The 17,039-nt window shown below is 66.7% G+C and carries 18 protein-coding genes; 11 read left to right on the forward strand and 7 right to left on the reverse strand.

The genetic code is table 11. The annotated features are described in order from the left end of the window. Positions 1-20: 20 nt before the first annotated feature. Together macS and DMB37_RS19750 are read right to left on the reverse strand one after the other, a co-directional pair. A complete protein-coding gene (gene macS, locus DMB37_RS19745) occupies positions 21-1,196 on the reverse strand; it encodes a MacS family sensor histidine kinase (protein ID WP_135233987.1) in 1,176 nt (391 codons plus the stop codon). 5 nt (positions 1,197-1,201) lie between these two features. Beyond that, the gene (locus tag DMB37_RS19750) at positions 1,202-2,458 is read right to left on the reverse strand and encodes an AI-2E family transporter (RefSeq protein ID WP_135233988.1); all 1,257 of its coding nucleotides are present in this window, start codon (positions 2,456-2,458) and stop codon (positions 1,202-1,204) included. 159 nt (positions 2,459-2,617) lie between these two features. Here DMB37_RS19750 and DMB37_RS19755 point away from each other — a divergent pair, with 159 nt between their 5' ends. From DMB37_RS19755 to DMB37_RS19765, 3 genes are all read left to right on the forward strand, one after another. Next, positions 2,618-4,138 carry an adenylate/guanylate cyclase domain-containing protein gene (locus tag DMB37_RS19755; protein WP_206055356.1) on the forward strand — a complete coding sequence of 507 codons (1,521 nt, stop codon included), beginning with the start codon at positions 2,618-2,620 and terminating at the stop codon, positions 4,136-4,138. A 4-nt stretch (positions 4,139-4,142) separates the two neighbouring features. Beyond that, complete coding sequence (locus DMB37_RS19760) at positions 4,143-5,231, forward strand: YbhN family protein (RefSeq protein WP_135233989.1); 1,089 nt, start codon at positions 4,143-4,145, stop codon at positions 5,229-5,231. Positions 5,232-5,317: 86 nt separating this feature from the next. Continuing rightward, a complete protein-coding gene (locus DMB37_RS19765; protein ID WP_135233990.1) occupies positions 5,318-5,698 on the forward strand; it encodes a DUF3054 domain-containing protein in 381 nt (126 codons plus the stop codon). Here DMB37_RS19765 and DMB37_RS19770 read toward each other — a convergent pair. Continuing rightward, positions 5,695-7,374: an NTF2-like N-terminal transpeptidase domain-containing protein gene (locus tag DMB37_RS19770; RefSeq protein ID WP_240772461.1), complete on the reverse strand. Its 1,680-nt coding sequence runs from the start codon at positions 7,372-7,374 to the stop codon at positions 5,695-5,697. The two genes, DMB37_RS19765 and DMB37_RS19770, sit on opposite strands and share 4 nt — an antisense overlap. 397 nt (positions 7,375-7,771) lie before the next feature. On the opposite strand from DMB37_RS19770, the gene DMB37_RS19775 reads away from it, so the two are divergent. The 3 genes from DMB37_RS19775 (at position 7,772) to DMB37_RS19785 (ending at position 10,178) form a co-directional block, all read left to right on the forward strand. Next, positions 7,772-8,377: a hypothetical protein gene (locus DMB37_RS19775; protein WP_135233991.1), complete on the forward strand. Its 606-nt coding sequence runs from the start codon at positions 7,772-7,774 to the stop codon at positions 8,375-8,377. Positions 8,378-8,434: 57 nt separating this feature from the next. Then, complete coding sequence (aroQ, locus tag DMB37_RS19780; RefSeq protein WP_135233992.1) at positions 8,435-8,875, forward strand: type II 3-dehydroquinate dehydratase; 441 nt, start codon at positions 8,435-8,437, stop codon at positions 8,873-8,875. A gap of 175 nt (positions 8,876-9,050) precedes the next feature. Continuing rightward, positions 9,051-10,178, forward strand: a complete 1,128-nt coding sequence (locus tag DMB37_RS19785; protein WP_135233993.1) for a glycerate kinase — start codon at positions 9,051-9,053, stop codon at positions 10,176-10,178. 59 nt (positions 10,179-10,237) lie between these two features. On the opposite strand, the gene DMB37_RS19790 is transcribed toward DMB37_RS19785, so the two are convergent. Continuing rightward, positions 10,238-10,588: a winged helix-turn-helix transcriptional regulator gene (locus DMB37_RS19790; RefSeq protein WP_370465389.1), complete on the reverse strand. Its 351-nt coding sequence runs from the start codon at positions 10,586-10,588 to the stop codon at positions 10,238-10,240. A 143-nt stretch (positions 10,589-10,731) separates the two neighbouring features. Between DMB37_RS19790 and DMB37_RS19795 the strand changes: the two genes are divergently transcribed. Then, complete coding sequence (locus DMB37_RS19795; protein WP_135233995.1) at positions 10,732-11,613, forward strand: NAD(P)-dependent oxidoreductase; 882 nt, start codon at positions 10,732-10,734, stop codon at positions 11,611-11,613. A gap of 5 nt (positions 11,614-11,618) precedes the next feature. Then, positions 11,619-12,500 (forward strand): NAD(P)-dependent oxidoreductase, encoded by an 882-nt coding sequence (locus tag DMB37_RS19800; protein ID WP_135233996.1) that lies wholly within the window; start codon positions 11,619-11,621, stop codon positions 12,498-12,500. A gap of 34 nt (positions 12,501-12,534) precedes the next feature. Here the strand turns inward: DMB37_RS19800 and DMB37_RS19805 are convergent, their stop codons facing one another. The 3 genes from DMB37_RS19805 to DMB37_RS19815 are packed head-to-tail and all read right to left on the reverse strand — an operon-like array spanning position 12,535 to position 14,544. Next, positions 12,535-12,777, reverse strand: coding sequence for a helix-turn-helix transcriptional regulator (locus DMB37_RS19805; RefSeq protein ID WP_107653318.1), 243 nt, complete (start codon positions 12,775-12,777; stop codon positions 12,535-12,537). Continuing rightward, positions 12,767-13,618: an ABC transporter permease gene (locus DMB37_RS19810; protein WP_135233997.1), complete on the reverse strand. Its 852-nt coding sequence runs from the start codon at positions 13,616-13,618 to the stop codon at positions 12,767-12,769. The genes DMB37_RS19805 and DMB37_RS19810 overlap by 11 nt, the downstream gene beginning before the upstream one ends. Then, complete coding sequence (locus tag DMB37_RS19815) at positions 13,615-14,544, reverse strand: ABC transporter ATP-binding protein (protein WP_135233998.1); 930 nt, start codon at positions 14,542-14,544, stop codon at positions 13,615-13,617. The genes DMB37_RS19810 and DMB37_RS19815 overlap by 4 nt, the downstream gene beginning before the upstream one ends. 159 nt (positions 14,545-14,703) lie before the next feature. Here DMB37_RS19815 and DMB37_RS19820 point away from each other — a divergent pair, with 159 nt between their 5' ends. The 3 genes from DMB37_RS19820 (at position 14,704) to DMB37_RS19830 (ending at position 16,560) form a co-directional block, all read left to right on the forward strand. Further along, positions 14,704-15,501: a metalloregulator ArsR/SmtB family transcription factor gene (locus DMB37_RS19820; protein WP_135237684.1), complete on the forward strand. Its 798-nt coding sequence runs from the start codon at positions 14,704-14,706 to the stop codon at positions 15,499-15,501. A gap of 134 nt (positions 15,502-15,635) precedes the next feature. Next, entirely contained in the window at positions 15,636-16,118 is a 483-nt protein-coding gene (locus tag DMB37_RS19825) for a peptidylprolyl isomerase (RefSeq protein ID WP_186818764.1), read from the forward strand. A gap of 85 nt (positions 16,119-16,203) precedes the next feature. Beyond that, positions 16,204-16,560 (forward strand): MmcQ/YjbR family DNA-binding protein, encoded by a 357-nt coding sequence (locus tag DMB37_RS19830; protein WP_135233999.1) that lies wholly within the window; start codon positions 16,204-16,206, stop codon positions 16,558-16,560. Positions 16,561-17,039: the final 479 nt, after the last annotated feature.

Genomic DNA, 17,039 nt, shown 5'->3' on the forward strand with positions numbered 1-17,039 from the left:
ACCTCCTGTCTCGTCGAACCTCATGTCCGCGGCACCCGGAATTCCCACTCGGTGCCGAAGCCGACCCCGCCGTCGATCTCGGTGAGCAGATCGGCGGTCCCGCCCAGTGCGCCGATCCGGCCCACGATGGACCGCGAAACCCCGAGCCGCCCTTCGGCTTCCGCCTCGGCCAGCCGGCCCGGCGGGATGCCGACCCCGTCGTCGCGCACACTGATCACCAGCTCGTCGCCTGTGTCTTCCAGCAGCACATAGGCTTTCGCTTCGGGCCCGGCGTGCAGCGCGACGTTGGACAGCGCCGTCGCGACGGCCGCCGCGATCTCGGTCCCGGCCCACCGCCCGACCAGCACCGGATGGCCGGGCGTCGAGACGAACACCGACGGCGTCGCGTGCACGGTCAGCAACGGACGCAGATCGACCTCGGCGCCGCCGGAATCCCCCCGATCGGCCGTTTCGGTGATCAGAACCCGCAGCGCCACTTCCTGTTCGGCGGCGCGCTGAGCCAATTCCTCGGTGGGACCACCTATCTCGGTGCCGCGTCGCTTGATATAGCTGAGCACCTGCAGCACCCCGTCGTGCACCTCACGCGAAAGCCGTTCCCGCTCTTCGGTGGCCGCAGTGAGCCGGACCGCGCGTTCGAGCTGGTCCTGGGCGCGGCGGGCGGTGTTGGCCGCCAAACCAAGCGCCAGGCCGACCGAGACGAGCACCGGCACCGTCGCATCGGTCCACACGTCCTGCCCCCACTGGTCGCGCACGGTCAGCGCGACCGAGGCGATCAGCGCACCGGACAGCACCCCCGCGAACGGTCCGCGCAGGATCGCCGCGCCGATCACCGCATTGGTGGCCCACAGCGTGGTCGGCAGCGTCTGATGGCCGTGGTACCAGTCGTAGTCGGCGACCAGACGGGTCGCGGCCATCAACGCGATCACCACCACGTGGTCACCGAACACCACCCAGACGCGGACCCGCCGTACCTCGGGAAAACGCCACTGCGACAACATGATCGCCGACGCACCGGACCAGACCGCCATCAAGGCGATGAGCACCCAGCTCAACCGCTGATTCTGGTAGTAGGGCGCCGACGCGAACTGCTGCAGCACCGCGTAGAGCAGCGTCACCAGCCGCAACGCCTGCGCGGCCCGCCACAGCGGGGTCGTCGCCACGTCGGACGAGTGCGGCTCAGCCCCTCGGCGCACCATCGAACTCAGTCCTTCGGCGCGCGCTCATCGGGTTCCGGATAGACGATCCCGGATTCTTTCGCTTCTTCCTTCACCAGGGTCGCCGCCACATCGAATCGTCCAGGCTCTGGCTCGTCCGGTTCGGCGTCGTATAAGTCCTCGCCGGTCTGTAGTTCCCCGAACATCTCCTCCGGACTGTCCGAAAGCAGCGACCGGATAGCGGTATTCATCACCGCCACCAGCGGCACCGCGAGCAGACCGCCCGCTATCCCGCCGAGCACCACGCCCGCGGTGATGGCGAGCACCACCGCCAGCGGATGGATGCTGACCGCCCGGCCGAGCAGCAATGGTTGCAGCACATGTCCTTCCAGCTGCATCACCGCGATGATGATGCCGAGCACGATCAGCGACGTGATCAGCCCCTTGGTCACCAGCGCGATGAATACCGCGACGAACCCGGCCACGAACGCGCCGATGATGGGGATGAACGCGCCGATGAACACCAGCGAGGCCAGCGGAAGTGCCAGCGGCACACCGAGAATGCCGAGCCCGGTGCCGATGCCGATGGCATCCACCGCCGCGACGGCCACGGTGGCGCGCACGAACCCGACCAGCGTGCCGAACCCGAGCTGTCCGGCCGTGCGCACCCGCTCACGCTGCGGGGTCGGCACGAGCTTGGTGACGAACTGCCAGATCTGATCGCCGCCGTAGAGGAAGAAGATGAGGATGAACAGGGTCAGGAACAGGCCGGTGAGCAGCTCGGCGATCACCGTCGCGGTGGTCAGCGCCCCGCTGGTGAGCCGGTCCTGATTGGACTGGATCGTCTTGATGATCTGGTCGCCGACATTGCGGATCTGATCGTTGCTCAGATGCGGCGGCCCGGTGATCAGCCAATCCTGGATCTTGTGAATGCTGTTGGTGAACTCGTCCGACAGCTGCGGCACGCCGGCCACGAACTGCTCGACGACGAAGGTCATCACGCCCGCCACCAGGCCGAGCGACCCGACCAATGCGACGAACACACCCACCGAACGCGGCACCCCGAGCCGCTGCAGCCAGTCCACCAGCGGCGCCAGCAGCGCGGCCGCGAGCAACGCGATGGCGAGCGGAATGACCACCGTCGCCAGCTTCTGCACGATCGCCGCGAACGCAAGCACCACCGCGAACAGGACCAGCAACCGCCAGCCCCACTCCGCCGACACCCGCACGATCGGGTGTACCGAGTCCGCGGCGGGCCGGGTCAGGGCGGCTTTCCGCTTCGGGCTTGCCTTGGGGTCCGTCACCTGGCCGAGCATAACCAGCGCAGCGGCCCATTGTCCGTCCTCAGCGTGCGCCGGGCCGGACGAATGCCAGGCCGCCGGACAGCGCCGCGGGGAACCTCACATGATCGAAACGCTAGATTGTTGGTTGTGTCAGCGCCCTTGGAAGCGGTCAAACAGACCATGCGAACGCGCTGGCCGCTGTACCTGACATCGATGCTGCTGGCCAATGCCTTCGGTGCGGTGCTGGTGTGGGCCTTCATCCAATACGGGCTGCCGGTCCCCGAGGGCGCGCCCGACGGTGCCAGGAGCACCGGTCTGCTCGTGCCCGCCCTGGTGTTCGTCACCGGCGGCCTGCTGAGCATGGTTGCGTCCGCGCTGATGCTGCGCCCGGTGATGCGCTGGCAGATGCGCGGCGGACCACCGAGCCGACAAGAGCAGATGGCCGCGCTGCACGCCCCGCTGCGGCAGGCCATCTTGCACCTGGCGTTGTGGCTGATCGGCGGAGCGATCCTCGCCCTGCTGATCATCTCCGAAGAACCCAAGCTGGCCGGCGCCGTCATCGTCACCCTGTGTATGGCCGCGACCATCGTATTCGGCTTCACCTACATGCTCGGCGAACGCATCCTTCGCCCGGTCGCCGCCGCGGCATTGACCGCAGGCACCTTCGACCACACCTTGACCCCGGGCGTCGGCACTCGGATGGCAATGACCTGGGGGATGGGCACTTTCGCCCCCACTATCGCCATCGTGCTGCTGTGTATCACGCAGATCTCCTCGGACGTGAAATTCTCCGCCCAGTCGCTGGCCATCTCCATCCTGCTGCTCTGCGGCGTGGTGATCCTGCAGGCCCTGGCACTGTCCATGCTCACCGGCTCCAGCATCTCCGACCCGGTGCGCCAGCTCAGCCAGGCCATCGACCGGGTGCAGGAGGGCGCGCGCGACGTCCAGGTCGAGGTGTTCGACGGCAGCGAGATCGGGCTGCTGCAGGTCGGCTTCAACCGGATGATGGAAGAGGCCGCCAAGCGCCGCCAGCTGCAGGAACTGTTCGGTCAGCACGTCGGCGAGGAGGTCGCCCAGCGCGCGCTCGACTACGGCACCGAGCTCGGCGGTGAGACCCGGTTCGTCGCCGTGCTGTTCGTCGACATGGTCGGCTCCACCGCGACCGCCGCCGAGCGCCCGCCGACCGAGGTGGTGAGCCTGCTCAACGAGTTCTTCCGGATCGTGGTCGATGTCATCGACCGGCACAACGGTTTTGTGAACAAGTTCGTCGGCGACGCGGCGCTGGCCATCTTCGGCGCCCCGCTGGACCGGCCGGACGCGCCGACCGCCGCGCTGGCCGCGGCCCGCGAGCTGCGCGCGGTGCTGCGCGAAGTGCCCGGCCTCGACATCGGTATCGGCGTCTCGGCGGGATTGGCCGTCGCCGGAAATATCGGGGCCGCGAATCGTTTCGAATACACGGTGATCGGCGATCCGGTCAATGAGGCGTCCCGGCTGACCGAGCTCGCCAAAGACCAGCCCGGCCGCACCTTGGCCTCCGGCAGCGCGCTGTATTTCGCCGAGGAAAGCGAGCAGGACAAGTGGGAAACCGGCGACGAGGTACAGCTGCGCGGGCGGCGCCGAAAAACGCTGCTCGCCTACCCCAAAGCAGAGCTCGACGCGCCGAAACCTACCGACGCCGAAACAGCACGTTCGTTAGGCTGACCTGGTGACGGCCAATGGGGAACCGGCAGGAGATCCTGCGCCGCCTCCCACGACCGATGGCCGCCGTGGCAAATTCTGGTGGGTCAAATGGGTGCTCGGGGTCGCCCTGCTGGCCTTATTGATCGCCGAGGGCATCTATCTATGGCCGCGACTGCACGAATCGTGGCGCAAACTCAGCGACATTCACTGGGGGTGGGTCGCCGCCTGTATTTGGTTGCAGGCCTTGTCGATGAGCGGATTCGGGCGGGTGCAGAAACAGCTGCTGCACGCCGGGGGTGTCGAGGTAAGTCAGCGTAAATCTGTCGCGGTCGTCTACGGCGCCACCGCTATGTCGGTCACACTGCCCGCAGGCCAGGTGTTCTCCACCGCCTTCACCTACCGCCAGACCAGGCGGTTCGGCGCGAGCCCGATCGTCGCGTCCTGGCAGTTGGTGTTCTCGGGGGTGGTCGCCGCGGCGGGCCTCGCCTTGCTCGGGGTGGGTGGCACGTTCCTGTCCGGCGGCAGCATCGGGCCGTTCAAACTGATCCTGTCGCTGGCCGCGGTGGTCGCGGTGGTGTGGGTCGGCAACTATGTCTCGCGCAATCCAGGGTCGCTGGAGTCGCTGCTGCGTAAGGCGCTCGGCCTGGTCAATCGGCTGCGCAAGCGGCCGGCCGACCAGGGCGCGGGCAAGGTCGGCGACGTGCTGGCGCAGCTGGAGTCGGTGGATCTCGGCAAGCGCGACGGTTCCCTGGTCGGGCTGTGGGCGCTGGTGCACCGGTTCGCCGACGTGGCCTGTCTCGGCGCCGCCTGCTATGCCGTCGGCGCGGACCCCCGGCTGGCCGGGCTGCTGCTGGCGTTCGCCGTTGGCAAGGCGGTCGGGTCGATTCCGTTCGCGCCCGGCGGGATCGTCTACGTCGACGCGACACTCATCTACGGCCTCACGGCGGCCGCCGGACTGCCCGCCGCGCAGGCGGTCGCGGCGGCGTTCGTCTACCGGTTGGTGAGCTTCATCCTGGTCGCGATCGTCGGCTGGATTGTGTTCCTGTTCCTGTTCCGCACCCCGCAGGACGATGACGCCGAGTACGAGAAGGAATTCTCCCAGCGTCGGTTCTGAGGTGGAAACACCCGGCACCAGCCGGAAACACGCAGCCCCGCAGGCGCTTCACATTTGACCAGGACCGGCCAACTACGCTTGCCCGCGTGAAGAAACTGGTGCCGTTGGTAGTAGATGCGCTGCTGGTGATCCTGTTCTGTGCGATCGGCAGGCGTAGTCACGACGAGGCCGTGCTCACCGGACTACTTCGCACGCTGTGGCCGTTCGCCATCGGCCTGGCGATCGGCTGGACCGTGGCGGTCGCCGCGGCGAGCCGGATGTTCGGTGACGCAGGGCGCGACGCCCGGTTCGACGGAACCGCCTTGTGGCCCACCGGGATTCTGGTCTGGCTCGGCACCCTGGGCGGCGGCATGCTGCTGCGCGTGGTCAGCGGTCAGGGCACCGCGTTCAGCTTCATCCTGGTGGCGGGTGTGGTGCTTGCGTTGTTCCTGCTCGGCTGGCGCGCGGCCATCACCGCGTTGAATTAAGTCTCCGGCGCGGCCAGCGACTGCAGCATCCGGACCGCCATCCGCGCGGTGGCGTCCCCGCTGTCCACGTCGTTGATGTGGATGGCGAAGGCCAGGTCGCCCATGATCGCGATCAGCCAGCCGTCCCGTCCCGCGGTCGCGCTGAACCCGTTGACATCGCGGTACATTCGCAGGCTCGCGAACTCGGGGGCGTTGGTCGAGTCGCGCAGCATGCTGTGCAGCCGGTCGGTGACCTCCCTGGACAGCGGCGCGAGCTGCGCGTCGGTGGTGCTCGGCCGGGCCACCTCGATCATCGGCCGCGGCACCTCGCCGCGCGCGATCGCAGCCGCGGCGATCGCCATGCCGAACGGGCTGGCCAGCACGGCGTCCGAGCCGCCGCCCTGGCGGACCTGCTCGGCGCTGCGGCCCGCGACGGCCAGTCGTCCGGTCACCTCGTCGAGTCCGGGCACCTTGAAGTCGATGCCGACGCCGAGCGCCGTTGCCGCCTCGGCCGCCTCCTGCACCGGAATCTCTTGCGGGGCCTTGCCTTTGGTGACGGCCGCGATATTGCGGAACAGCTCGATATTGCCGCCGACCGGATAGAGCCCGGTGAAAGCCACCGGGCCGTGCTCGCTGGCCTGCGAGTTCTGCGCGACGGCGACCACCGCGCCGCTGGAAGGCTGGATCGCCACGATCGCGGCCGGGGTGGCGGAGCTGACGACCGCGTCCTCGGCGGCGCGCTGCAGGCGCTGGTCCATGGTGCCCGCGATGTCCGGGCCCGGCGGGCCCTGCACACCGGCGAGCTGGCCGACGAAGCGACCGTCCTGTTCGAAAACCTGCACACCCCAGCCGGAGTGCTGCTCCTGGCTTTCCTGCTGCACCTTGCGCAAGGCGTCGAGCATGGGCGACCAGACCCGGCGGTCGGCGGAGATGAGCCGCGGCTGCTTCTCCATCACCACGCCGGGGATCGGCGCCATGTCCTTCTCCAGAATGGCGAAGTCGGGCTCGCGCAGGTTCACCGCGACCACCGGCTTGCCCTGCGAGGTCGCCACCTGCTGCATCAGCGAGGGTCCGGTGATCAGCGGTGCGACCGGCTCGATGGCCTTGGCCAGTGCGTTGGTCGAGCCGACCGGGTCGGGCATCTTCGCGGGGTCGAGTTTGATCACGTTGATGATCTGCTCGGTCATCAGCGGCTGTCCCGCGATGTCGTTGACCTTCGGCGCCGGGGACGGCTCGGTGCGCACCAGGCGCACGGTGCGATTGTGGTCGAGCTGGGGCATCACGACGGCCGGATCCCAGGAGATGCGCCAGCCGATGGCGAGCTTGCGGACATTGCCCTGCAGGCTGTAGTTCCAGTTTTTGCGGTCGCCGAAGGTCCAGGCGGCGTCCATGCTGAAGATCGCCGCTTCGGAGTCGAGGCCGATGAATTGGGTCTTCTTGTAATCCACCTTGCCCGGCTGCAGCCCAGCAAACATTTGCTTCAGCGTTGCCGAAGCCGCCGACGGGTACGACGTGAGCTCGGAAGCCTTGGTGTAGTCCTGCTTGTCGAGCAGTTCGGTGAAGCGCTCGACGACAGCCTCCGCCTCGTTCTTACCCTCACTTACACCGCACGATCCCATCGCGATCGCGAGCGCCGCCACCCCCGCGAGTGCCATAGCGCCCCGGACGCGAAAGCGGCGGGATCCCCAGACATCCATGTCGCCCACTCTTCACTCTTGTCACTCCAGTAACAAGACCACCGTACCTGAAAAAGACCTGTCTGCGGTGCCTCCGCCACAAGGACGTTACCCATGCTCAGCATCTCGATTGTGCCCGAAATCTCCCGTCTCGGGGGACCGATCCTGATCGTTGTCCAGTGCTACGGCGACAACCGGCGCCGCTACCGTACCGGGGCCCCACGCAAAGTTGTGCACTTACTGCCCTACTCGGCGTTTCGGATCAATGAGTACCCAGAGCGAGCGTCTACGAACCGCGAATCACCCCCGTTAACCACCGGCGAACTCTGTTCGCACAGAGCGGAACCATTGGCGCGGATTGCGACGTAATCTTGTAATCACTGTAAGAAACACTGAAGGGTAAGTAGGTGATCCCCTCATGAGGCATCAACACCGGGGACGGGGCTTCGGACGACCGGGCGGCTGGCAGCAGGCCGACCTACCGGATCCCGCGGACGTGCCGGACTGGTTCGCGGGCAGGTTGCCCGAGGACTGGTTCGCCGGTCCCCCCGTCATCGAGATCGACCGGGACGAGATCGTCGTCATCGGCGAACTGCCGATCCCCCAGCCCGAGAAGACTCCCGTCGACGCGGCAGGCACCGCGGAGGCGGCGACCGAGGAAGTGCCGCGGGCGACCAAGGAGGGCGCTGTCTCGCGCTTCCGCGAGTCCACCCGCCCGGCCCGCATGCAGATCGCCGACGAGGCCCAGCGCCGCTACGGCCGCAGCGTCGCGTGGGGCGTGTCGGTGGACGGGGAACGGATCATGTTCACCCACTTGGCGGTCCCCGTCATGACCCGGCTGCGTCAGCCCGAACGCAAAGTACTCGACACGCTCGTCGACTCGGGCGTGGCGCGCTCACGGGCGGACGCACTGGCCTGGACGGTGAAACTGGCCGGCCAGCACGCGGAATCCTGGCTGGCGGAACTGCGCGACGCCATGCGCAAAGTGGACGACCTGCGTTCAGAAGGACCGCAGGGACTGTAAGCCCCCGGACGCGCCGGGTAAGGCTTCGACACCAGGCCTACGACTAATGTTGCGGGCATGTCCGCACTCGGTCCGATCCTGGTCCTCAACGGCCCGAACCTGAACATGCTCGGCACTCGCCAGCCGGAGGTCTACGGGTCGGCGACGCTCGACGACGTCGTCGAACTCTGCAGGCAGACCGCGCAGCGCTACGGCCGTGAGATCGCCGCCTTCCAATCCAACTCCGAAGGCGCGCTGATCGACCGGATCCACCGAGCGCGCGGCGTCGAGTCGGGCATCGTGATCAATCCCGGCGGGCTCACCCACACCTCGGTGGCGCTGCGGGACGCGCTGGTGATCCCGGAACTCCCCATCGTGGAGGTGCATATCAGCAATGTGCACGCCCGCGAGGAGTTCCGGCATCACTCCTATATCTCCCCGATCGCGACCGCGGTGGTCGCCGGAATGGGAATTCAGGGGTATGCCGCGGCGATCGAATTCCTGGTTCGCTCTGCCTGATCGCCGCGCTGCGACCGAGCCGCAGCTCGCCGCCACCGGCCACACGCAGATTGCGCACCCACTACGTGTGCCCGCGCGGGGCGACAGCACGGCTCTCTTTCTTGGATCCGCAGTTCACTGCACATTGCGCCGGAGCAGTCGCGCGGATTTCCGGCGGGCACCCGACAATGTGGGGATGACGCGCGAGACCGTTCGCCGGGTGGTGCTCGCCCCGGACAAGTTCAAGGGGTCGCTGACCGCGCCGCAGGTGGCGGCCGCGCTCGCGACGGGCATCGCGGGAGTCGCGCCGGCGGTGCAGGTCCGGCAGGTGCCGGTCGCCGACGGCGGGGACGGAACCGTCGACGCGTTCGTGGCGAGCGGGTGGACGCGGGTCGAGTTGTCCGCACCCGGTCCTACCGGTGTACCGGGCAGCACGTCGTACGCGGTGCAGGCGGAGACAGCCGTCATCGAGTTGGCCGCGGTGGTCGGTCTCGCGAAACTTCCTGCGGGACAGCCGGATCCGCTCGGCGCGAGCACCTTCGGATTGGGGGTGGTCATCGCACACGCGCTCGACAACGGTGCCACCCATATCGTGCTGGGTCTGGGCGGCAGCGCTTCCACCGACGGCGGTGCGGGCATGGTGCAGGCGCTCGGCGGCCGCGTCCTGGACGCCGACGATCACGAATTAGCCCAGGGTGGTGCGGCTTTGACCCACGCCGCACAGTTGGACCTTTCCGGGCTCCATCCTGGAATCGCCGCCAGCACTTTCACGCTGGCCTGCGATGTGGACAATCCACTGCTCGGTCCGAAGGGTGCCGTCGCGGTATACGCGCCCCAGAAAGGCACTGATCCAGCCGATTTCGGCCTTCTCGAAGAGGCACTCACGACCTGGGCACGCCTCGCAGGCCCCTCCTTCGCGGCTCATCCCGGCGCCGGTGCCGCGGGCGGAACAGGTTTCGGCGCACTCGCCGTCCTCGGCGCGCATATGCGCAGCGGCATCGAGGTGATCCTCGAACTGCTGGACTTTCCCGCACTACTCGACGGTGCCGACCTCGTCATCACCGGCGAGGGCTCGCTCGATGCGCAGAGCCTGCACGGCAAGGCCCCCATCGGCGTCTGCGCATCCGCACGCAAGGCCGGGGTTCCCGTCATCGCCGTCGCGGGCCGCAATCTTCTTGCCGCACAGGAGATCCGCGCGGCGGGCTTCACCGCCTGCTACGCCCTCACCGATGCAGAGCCGGACCCGGCCCGCTCGATCGCGCACGCGAGCCACCTTGTGCAGCAAGTCGGCGCGCAGATAGCAGAGCAGCACCTGTCTCGATGAGACGAGCGCCGCAAGCGATTACCGAGGCCCGTTAGCCCAGCCGGCCCGCCAGCGCCGTGCTAGCTCGCCGAAGCCAGCAGGTTGCCGAGGAGCTCGTGGCGGTGCTTGTCGCCCCACTCTTCGAGGGGGCGCAGTGCTACGGCGAGTTCCGCGCCGAGCGGAGTGAGGGAGTATTCGACGCGGGGCGGAACCTCCGGGTAGACCTCCCGGTGCACGACACCGCTCGCCTCGAGGTGGCGCAGGTTTTCCGCGAGCACCTTCTCGCTGACGCCGGCCAGCAGGCGGCGGATCTCGCCGAATCGTTGCGGGCGCTCGTTCAGCGCCCACATCAGGTGCAGTTTCCATTTGCCGCCGACGACATCGATCGCCACGGACATGCCACACACGTCGTGATCCGCGTCACTGCTCATGTCCACCGCACTCCTTCTGACCGTATTTCGAACCTCTAGGTAAGCAACCCCACCTGAACGTTCGGTCTTCCCGACTCTACCTGCGGCAACGAGTATTGATCCCGGCGCCGACACCATCCGAACCAGAAGCGAAGGGACACACAATGTCCGAACAGACCAGCCCCCGTTCCGTCTCCGTCGTCGGCCTCGGGCCGATGGGCCAGTCGATGGTCCGGGCCTTCCTGGACGCCGGCGTCGAGGTGACCGTGTGGAACCGCAGCACCGACAAGGTCGACGCGATGGTCGAACTCGGCGCCAAGCCGGCCGCGACCGTCGCCGCCGCGCTGGACGCCAACGAGGTGACCGTGCTGAGCCTCACCCACTACGCCGCCATGTACGACGTACTCGGCCAGGCCACCGATCACCTGGCGGGCAAGGTGATCGCCAACCTGTCCTCCGATTCGCCGGAAAAGGCGCGCAAGGGTGCGGAGTGGGTCCGCGCGCACGGCGCGCAGTTCCTGTCCGGCGGCGTCATGTCGGCGGGTGACAACATCGCCCATCCCGCCTCGTACATCTTCTACAGCGGCCCGCGGGAGGTCTTCGACGCGCACGCCGAGCTGCTGCGCCCGCTGAGCCCGCAGGAGTACCTCGGCGCGGACGACGGTCTCGCGCAGATCTTCTACCAGGCACTGCTGACCATCTTCCATCCGTGGCTGCTCGCCTTCGACCAGGCGACCGCGATGATCGACCGCTCCGGCCACAGCATCGCCCAGTTCGTCCCGTTCGCCGTCCGCTCCGCCGCCGCCTTCCCCTATTTCATGGAGGAGTTCTCGGTGGCCAACCAGAACGGCGGCTGGGCCACCCTGGCGAGCCTGAAGATGATGGACGCAGGCGCACAGCACATCATCGACGCCAGCGAGGAGGTCGGCGTCGACGCGACGTTCTCGCACACCGCACAGTCGTTCTGGCGCAAGGCCGTTGCCGCCAGCGAGGAGAAGGGCGAGGCCGTCTCGACCTACGCACTGCTCCGCGGGGACGAGGTCTAATCGACATGCCTGAGCGCAAGCCCATCGGCTCCGTCTCCGTCGTCGGTTTGGGGTCGATGGGTCAGGCGGTGGTCCGGGCCTTCCTGGCCGCCGGTGTCGCGGTGACGGCGTGGAACCGCAGTGCCGAAAAAGCCGATGCCATGGTCGAACTCGGCGCCCGGCGGGCCGCGACGATACGCGAGGTACTCGACGCCAACGACCTGATCGTGGTCAGCCTCACGCACTACGCGGCGATGTACGACGCACTCGGTAGTGCATCGGATCGCTTGGCGGGCAAGGTGATTGCCAACCTGTCGTCGGATTCCCCCGCCAACACCCGCGAGGCCGCGGCGTGGGTGCGCTCGCACGGCGGCGACTTCCTCGCCGGCGGCGTGATGGCGCAGAGCGACGGTCTCACCAACCCTGAGTCCTACGTGTTCTATGCCGGTCGCCGTGCGGTGTTCGAAGCCCATCGGGACCTGTTGCGCGTGCTCAACGCACCGGAGTATCTCGGCGAGGACGCAGGCCTGGCCCAGCTCTATTACCAAGCGGTCCTTGCCATCTTCAATCCGTTGCTGCTCGGCGTCGAACAGGCGCTGGCGATGATCGACCGCTCCGGCGAGCCGATCGATCGCTTCCTGCCTTATGCCCAACGTTCACTGGGCCGGGTCGACGATGTGTACGCGGGTCTGGCCGCGTCGGCGCAGGCCGGCGGGCTGGGCGATGTCGCGAATCTACCGATGATGGCGGCGGGGGCGCGGCACGTGCTCGAGACCAGCGAGGCCGTCGGCGTCGATACCGCCCTGGCCCGGACCGTTCAGGGCTACTGGCACAGGGCGATTGCCGAAAGCGGGCGGCGCGGCGAGCTCGTCCCGACGTTCGCCGTGCTCCGCGGCGACCACGCGTAGTGCCGCCGGTCCGAGCGTCGAGTCGGCTTGCCGGTCAAGCTGTCTCGACGCGGGACCCGAGGCGCGGGAAGGGGCTGGTGGAGAAGACGACCTCCACGGTCACCTCGAAATAGGCCGCGATCCGCAGGGCCAGATGCAAGCTCGGGCTGTACTCGCCGCGTTCCAGGTAGCCGATCGTTTGATAATGCACGCCGAGCGCCTCCGCCAACTCGCGGCGCGAGATGCCGCGCTCCGCGCGCAACATCGCGATGCGGTTGTAGATGACCTCAGTAGGCACGCTGCATCGCTTTCTCCCGTCGGACGGCCACGCTGGAGCCGGACTCGCGGCGGGCCATCCTGCGCAGCACCACCGGCGCGACGAGCAAACCCGCGATCGCCCAGATACCGAGCACGCCAACGGTTTCCAGGTGCCGCCAGGACTGTCCGAGTTCGATGGCGACCGCCTCGTCCGGCAGCAGCGCCGAGCGCATGCCGAGCCCGAGCCAGTACACCGGGAACACCTGGGCCGCGCCCTGCACCCAGCCGGGCATCGAGGTGATCGGGTAGAAGATGCCGGACACCGCGACGAGCGCCATGATCGGGAAGGTCATCAACGCGAAGTTGCGCGGGTCGGCGAACACCGAGCCGAAGACGGCACCGATCGGCAGCGTGGCGAGCAGGCCGAGCACCATCACCCAGGTCAACGTCGCCCACGACTCGACCTGGCCGAGCGCGAGTCCGTCGACGATAACCATGCCGCCGACCAGCAGCAGCGCAGACGGAATAAGCACCCAGCCGGACACCTGGATGATTTTGCCGATCAGGTAGCCGACCATGCCGTTCGGGGTCGCCTTGGCCCGCAGCAGCGTGCCGTCTTCCCGGTCGAGGGTGAGCTGCTGACCCATGCCGATCATGCCGTTGACCGCGACCAGCATGCCGATCGTGCTGGGCAACGCGAGCGAGCCGAGCAGCACGCCGCTCCCTTCGAACGACGCGTTGCGCATGAAGAACAGCACCACCAGCATGGCGACGGGCCAGAACAGGATCCCGAACAGGTCTTGGCCGTTGGTGAGTCCTTGTTTCAGCTCGATCATGCCGCGCGTCCAGCCCTGCCGAACCGCAATCGCCGTCGGATTCATCGCCCTACCTCCTCGATCGTGTGAACCTCGGACTCGACCTGCCCGGATTCGAACCGGCGCACCAGCGTCATATAGGTGTCCTCCAGTGAGGCACGGCGAACCTCCAGATCACCGATGGCCTCGCCGTGCTGCTTGAACAGTTCGTGTACGAACTCGGTGGACTCGGTGGTGGAGTGCACGAATCGTTGCCCGCCGTTGGTCCAACTCACCTCTGCTGCACCGGATATCCGGCGCGACAGCTCGTCGGCCGAACCGTCGGCGATGATCCGCCCGCCGGCCAGGATCAGGATCCGATCGGCCAGCTTCTCGGCCTCGTCGAGATCATGGGTGGTGAGCAGGATGGTGGTCTGCTGGTCGTCGGCGAGGCGATGGACCAGATCGTGGAACTCACGCCGGGCTTCCGGGTCGAAACCCGCGGTCGGCTCGTCCAGGAACAGCACTTCGGGGCGGCCCACAATGCCGATCGCCACGTCGATCCTGCGGCGCTGGCCGCCGGACAGGTCTTTGATTTTGCTCGACGCCTGGCCGGAGAGGCCCACCGCCTTGATGAGTTCGTCTGTGTCCCAGGGCCGTTGGATGCTGTCGGTGCCGTACGGCGCATAGAAGGCACCCAGGTAGTCGAGCAGTTCACGCACCCGCCACTTGCCGTGATCGCGCCATGATTGCAGGACGACGCCGATGCGCGCCCGCCAGGCCTCATCGCCGTGCGCCGGATCGGTGCCGAGCACTTCGGCGCGGCCGGCCGACCGCATGCGGAAGCCCTCGAGGATCTCGATGGTGGTCGTCTTACCCGCACCGTTCGGGCCGAGCAGCACCAGCACCTCGCCGTGCCTGGCTTGGAATGTCACGTCGTGCAAGACATCGGTGCTGCCGTAGCGCATCCGCAGTTTCTCGACGTCGATTGCGACGCCCTGACCCACTGTCATGGTTCTCTCCCCGTTGCGGGTTACCGTCGACTCGTAGCATATCTACTACATTTCGCCGCGACAATGCATTACTTCTCGGGGCCATTCTTGACATGCAGCCTTTCGGCTGCCTAATCTCTGAACATGCAGCCGAACGGCTGCTTATATCTGGAAGGTGGCATGGACGAGGTATTCAAGGCACTGGCCGATCCCCATCGTCGGCGACTGCTCGACAGCCTCAATGCGCGCAACGGGCAAACCCTGCGCGAATTGTGCGCCGGGCTCGCGATGGCGCGCCAGTCGGTCAGCAAACACCTGGCCGTACTGGAGGCGGCCAACTTGATCAGCACCCGTCGCAGCGGCCGCGAAAAACTGCACTACCTCAACGCCGAACCCATCAACGCCATCACCGACCGCTGGATCACCAATTACCACCGTGCCCGCGTGCACGCGCTGGCCGATCTCAAGAAGGCACTGGAGGCAAAACCCATGAGCGACAACGCATTCGTCTACACGACCTACATCAAGACCACCCCGGAAACGCTGTGGCACGCGCTCACCGACCCGGCGTTCACCGATCGCTACTGGGGCGCGACCTTCGACACCGACTGGCAGCCCGGCTCCGAAATGGTGTGGCACCAGAAGAATTGGACCAGCAAGGATCCGGAACAGGTTGTGCTGGAAGCCGACCCGTACACCAAGCTGGCCTACACCTGGCACACCTTCGACTCCGCGTTCGCGGAAACCTTCGGCATGCAGGCGAGTGAGGTGGCCGCCCTGGCCGACGAGGCGCGCTCGAAGGTGACCTTCGAACTCGAGCCCGCCGGGGACGAGGTGGTGAAACTGACCGTGGTGCACGACGGCTTCCAGCCCGGAAGTGCTCTGCTGGAATCGATCAGCGGCGGTTGGCCGAGCATCTTGTCCGGGCTCAAGTCCTTGCTGGAGACCGGTGCGGAGCTGCCCGAACCGACTGTGTAGCGGGCAGTCCCGCCGAACCCGATTCCTCCTGGCCACGCACCGGTAAGATGCATTGGTCCGTGTCCAGCTCGGTTGGAGCACGAGTCCGTCAGGGCGACTGCGGGACTGAGCCTGTCGCACAAATTGGGGAAATCATGATCAAGGTCCTGCTGCAAACCTCCATGGGTGACATCGAGCTCGAACTCGATGAAGCGAAGGCACCCAAGACCGTGCGTAATTTCCTGACCTACGTCAACAGTGGCCACTACGACGGCACGATTTTCCACCGGGTGATCGACGGTTTCATGATCCAGGGCGGTGGCATCGACACCACCATGCGCGAGAAGCCCGCGCCCAACAAGGTCGAGAACGAGGCGAAGAACGGGCTGAAGAACGTCACCTACAGCGTGGCGATGGCCCGCACGTCCGACCCGCAGTCGGCGTCGGCCCAGTTCTTCATCAACACCAACGACAACGCGTTCCTCGACTACCCGGGCCAGGACGGCTGGGGTTACGCGGTATTCGGCAAGGTCACCCGCGGCCAAGACGTCGTCGACCAGATCGGCAAGGTCAAGACGGGCGCGCAGGACGTCCCCGTCCAGCAGGTCGTGCTCACCTCGGCCACCGTCACCCGCTGAGCCCGACCCCGGCGGCGGCCCACCGATGCGGCGGAATGAATTGGCACAGGTATATTTCGGATTCTGACTTTTCGAGGAGTCCACGGTGGCTGTGCAGAGTGACGAGTTCTTCCGGATTGTGGGCACCCTCGCCGACGTGCAACCCACGAAAGGCGAGAAGTACACCTCGTACAAGGTGCGCGGCAAGCTGTTCGGCTATTACTGGCCACGCACCCAGACGGTCGGCTTGAAGCAAACCCTCTCCGAGCAGAAGGCGTTGGTATCCGAGCGGCCCGAGGTGTTCGAGGAACAGTTCACGGCAGGCGGTTTCGGCTGGGTCGTCGTGCACCTGTCCGGTATCGCCGCCGACGAGCTGGCCGAACTCGTCTTCGAGGCATGGCGGCTGTCCGCACCCGAGGACCTGGTCGCCGAGGCGCCCGACCTGCCGCCGGTACTCCACTAGGCACGCCTCATCGGTTCTCCGAGTGCGGTGATGCCGAGCTGGTCGGCATCACCGCACTGTGGATTCGGGCTGATCGATCCCTGGCTATTCGATCACGGCTCCCGCTGAGCGGTACTGAAAAGCGCTGTAGCGGAGAGAAAGACCAGCGAGGCCGTATGCCAGTCGGTGAGGAGCCCGGCGATCGCGGTGAGCGCCGTGCTCAGTGTCAATGCCAGTATCGGAGTGATCCTCGGGCCGAGATTGTTCGGCGGTAAGCGTGAATCCCCGTCTTCGGCAGGTGGTTTGCCTATTGTCATGTGCAGTCCGTTGTTTACATATGCAAGGTTGATTCGGATAATTTTTCGGTGATCCATGGTGGTCCGCGTGCGGCGGTAGCGGCCATGATCATTTCGATACCTCGTCGCCGAAGTCGTTACGTCGGTTGCTTATAGCCTGACAACTCCTCGACCGGAAGACCGTCAAATAGTTGACGGTTTCGC

Origin of the sequence: Nocardia sp. CS682, assembly GCF_004634405.1 — a bacterium.
GTDB lineage: Bacteria > Actinomycetota > Actinomycetes > Mycobacteriales > Mycobacteriaceae > Nocardia > Nocardia ninae.

Bases quoted from the DNA above. Each gene is read 5' to 3' on its own strand.
- DMB37_RS19800 (WP_135233996.1), top strand. From the start codon at position 11,619: ATGCCTGAGCGCAAGCCCATCGGCTCCGTCTCCGTCGTCGGTTTGGGG.
- aroQ (WP_135233992.1), top strand. From the start codon at position 8,435: ATGTCCGCACTCGGTCCGATCCTGGTCCTCAACGGCCCGAACCTGAAC.
- DMB37_RS19820 (WP_135237684.1), top strand. From the start codon at position 14,704: ATGGACGAGGTATTCAAGGCACTGGCCGATCCCCATCGTCGGCGACTG.
- DMB37_RS19775 (WP_135233991.1), top strand. From the start codon at position 7,772: ATGAGGCATCAACACCGGGGACGGGGCTTCGGACGACCGGGCGGCTGG.
- DMB37_RS19795 (WP_135233995.1), top strand. From the start codon at position 10,732: ATGTCCGAACAGACCAGCCCCCGTTCCGTCTCCGTCGTCGGCCTCGGG.
- DMB37_RS19755 (WP_206055356.1), top strand. From the start codon at position 2,618: ATGCGAACGCGCTGGCCGCTGTACCTGACATCGATGCTGCTGGCCAAT.
- DMB37_RS19770 (WP_240772461.1), bottom strand. From the start codon at position 7,374: ATGGATGTCTGGGGATCCCGCCGCTTTCGCGTCCGGGGCGCTATGGCA.
- DMB37_RS19810 (WP_135233997.1), bottom strand. From the start codon at position 13,618: ATGAATCCGACGGCGATTGCGGTTCGGCAGGGCTGGACGCGCGGCATG.
- DMB37_RS19825 (WP_186818764.1), top strand. From the start codon at position 15,636: ATGATCAAGGTCCTGCTGCAAACCTCCATGGGTGACATCGAGCTCGAA.
- DMB37_RS19815 (WP_135233998.1), bottom strand. From the start codon at position 14,544: ATGACAGTGGGTCAGGGCGTCGCAATCGACGTCGAGAAACTGCGGATG.
- DMB37_RS19790 (WP_370465389.1), bottom strand. From the start codon at position 10,588: ATGAGCAGTGACGCGGATCACGACGTGTGTGGCATGTCCGTGGCGATC.
- macS (WP_135233987.1), bottom strand. From the start codon at position 1,196: ATGGTGCGCCGAGGGGCTGAGCCGCACTCGTCCGACGTGGCGACGACC.
- DMB37_RS19785 (WP_135233993.1), top strand. From the start codon at position 9,051: ATGACGCGCGAGACCGTTCGCCGGGTGGTGCTCGCCCCGGACAAGTTC.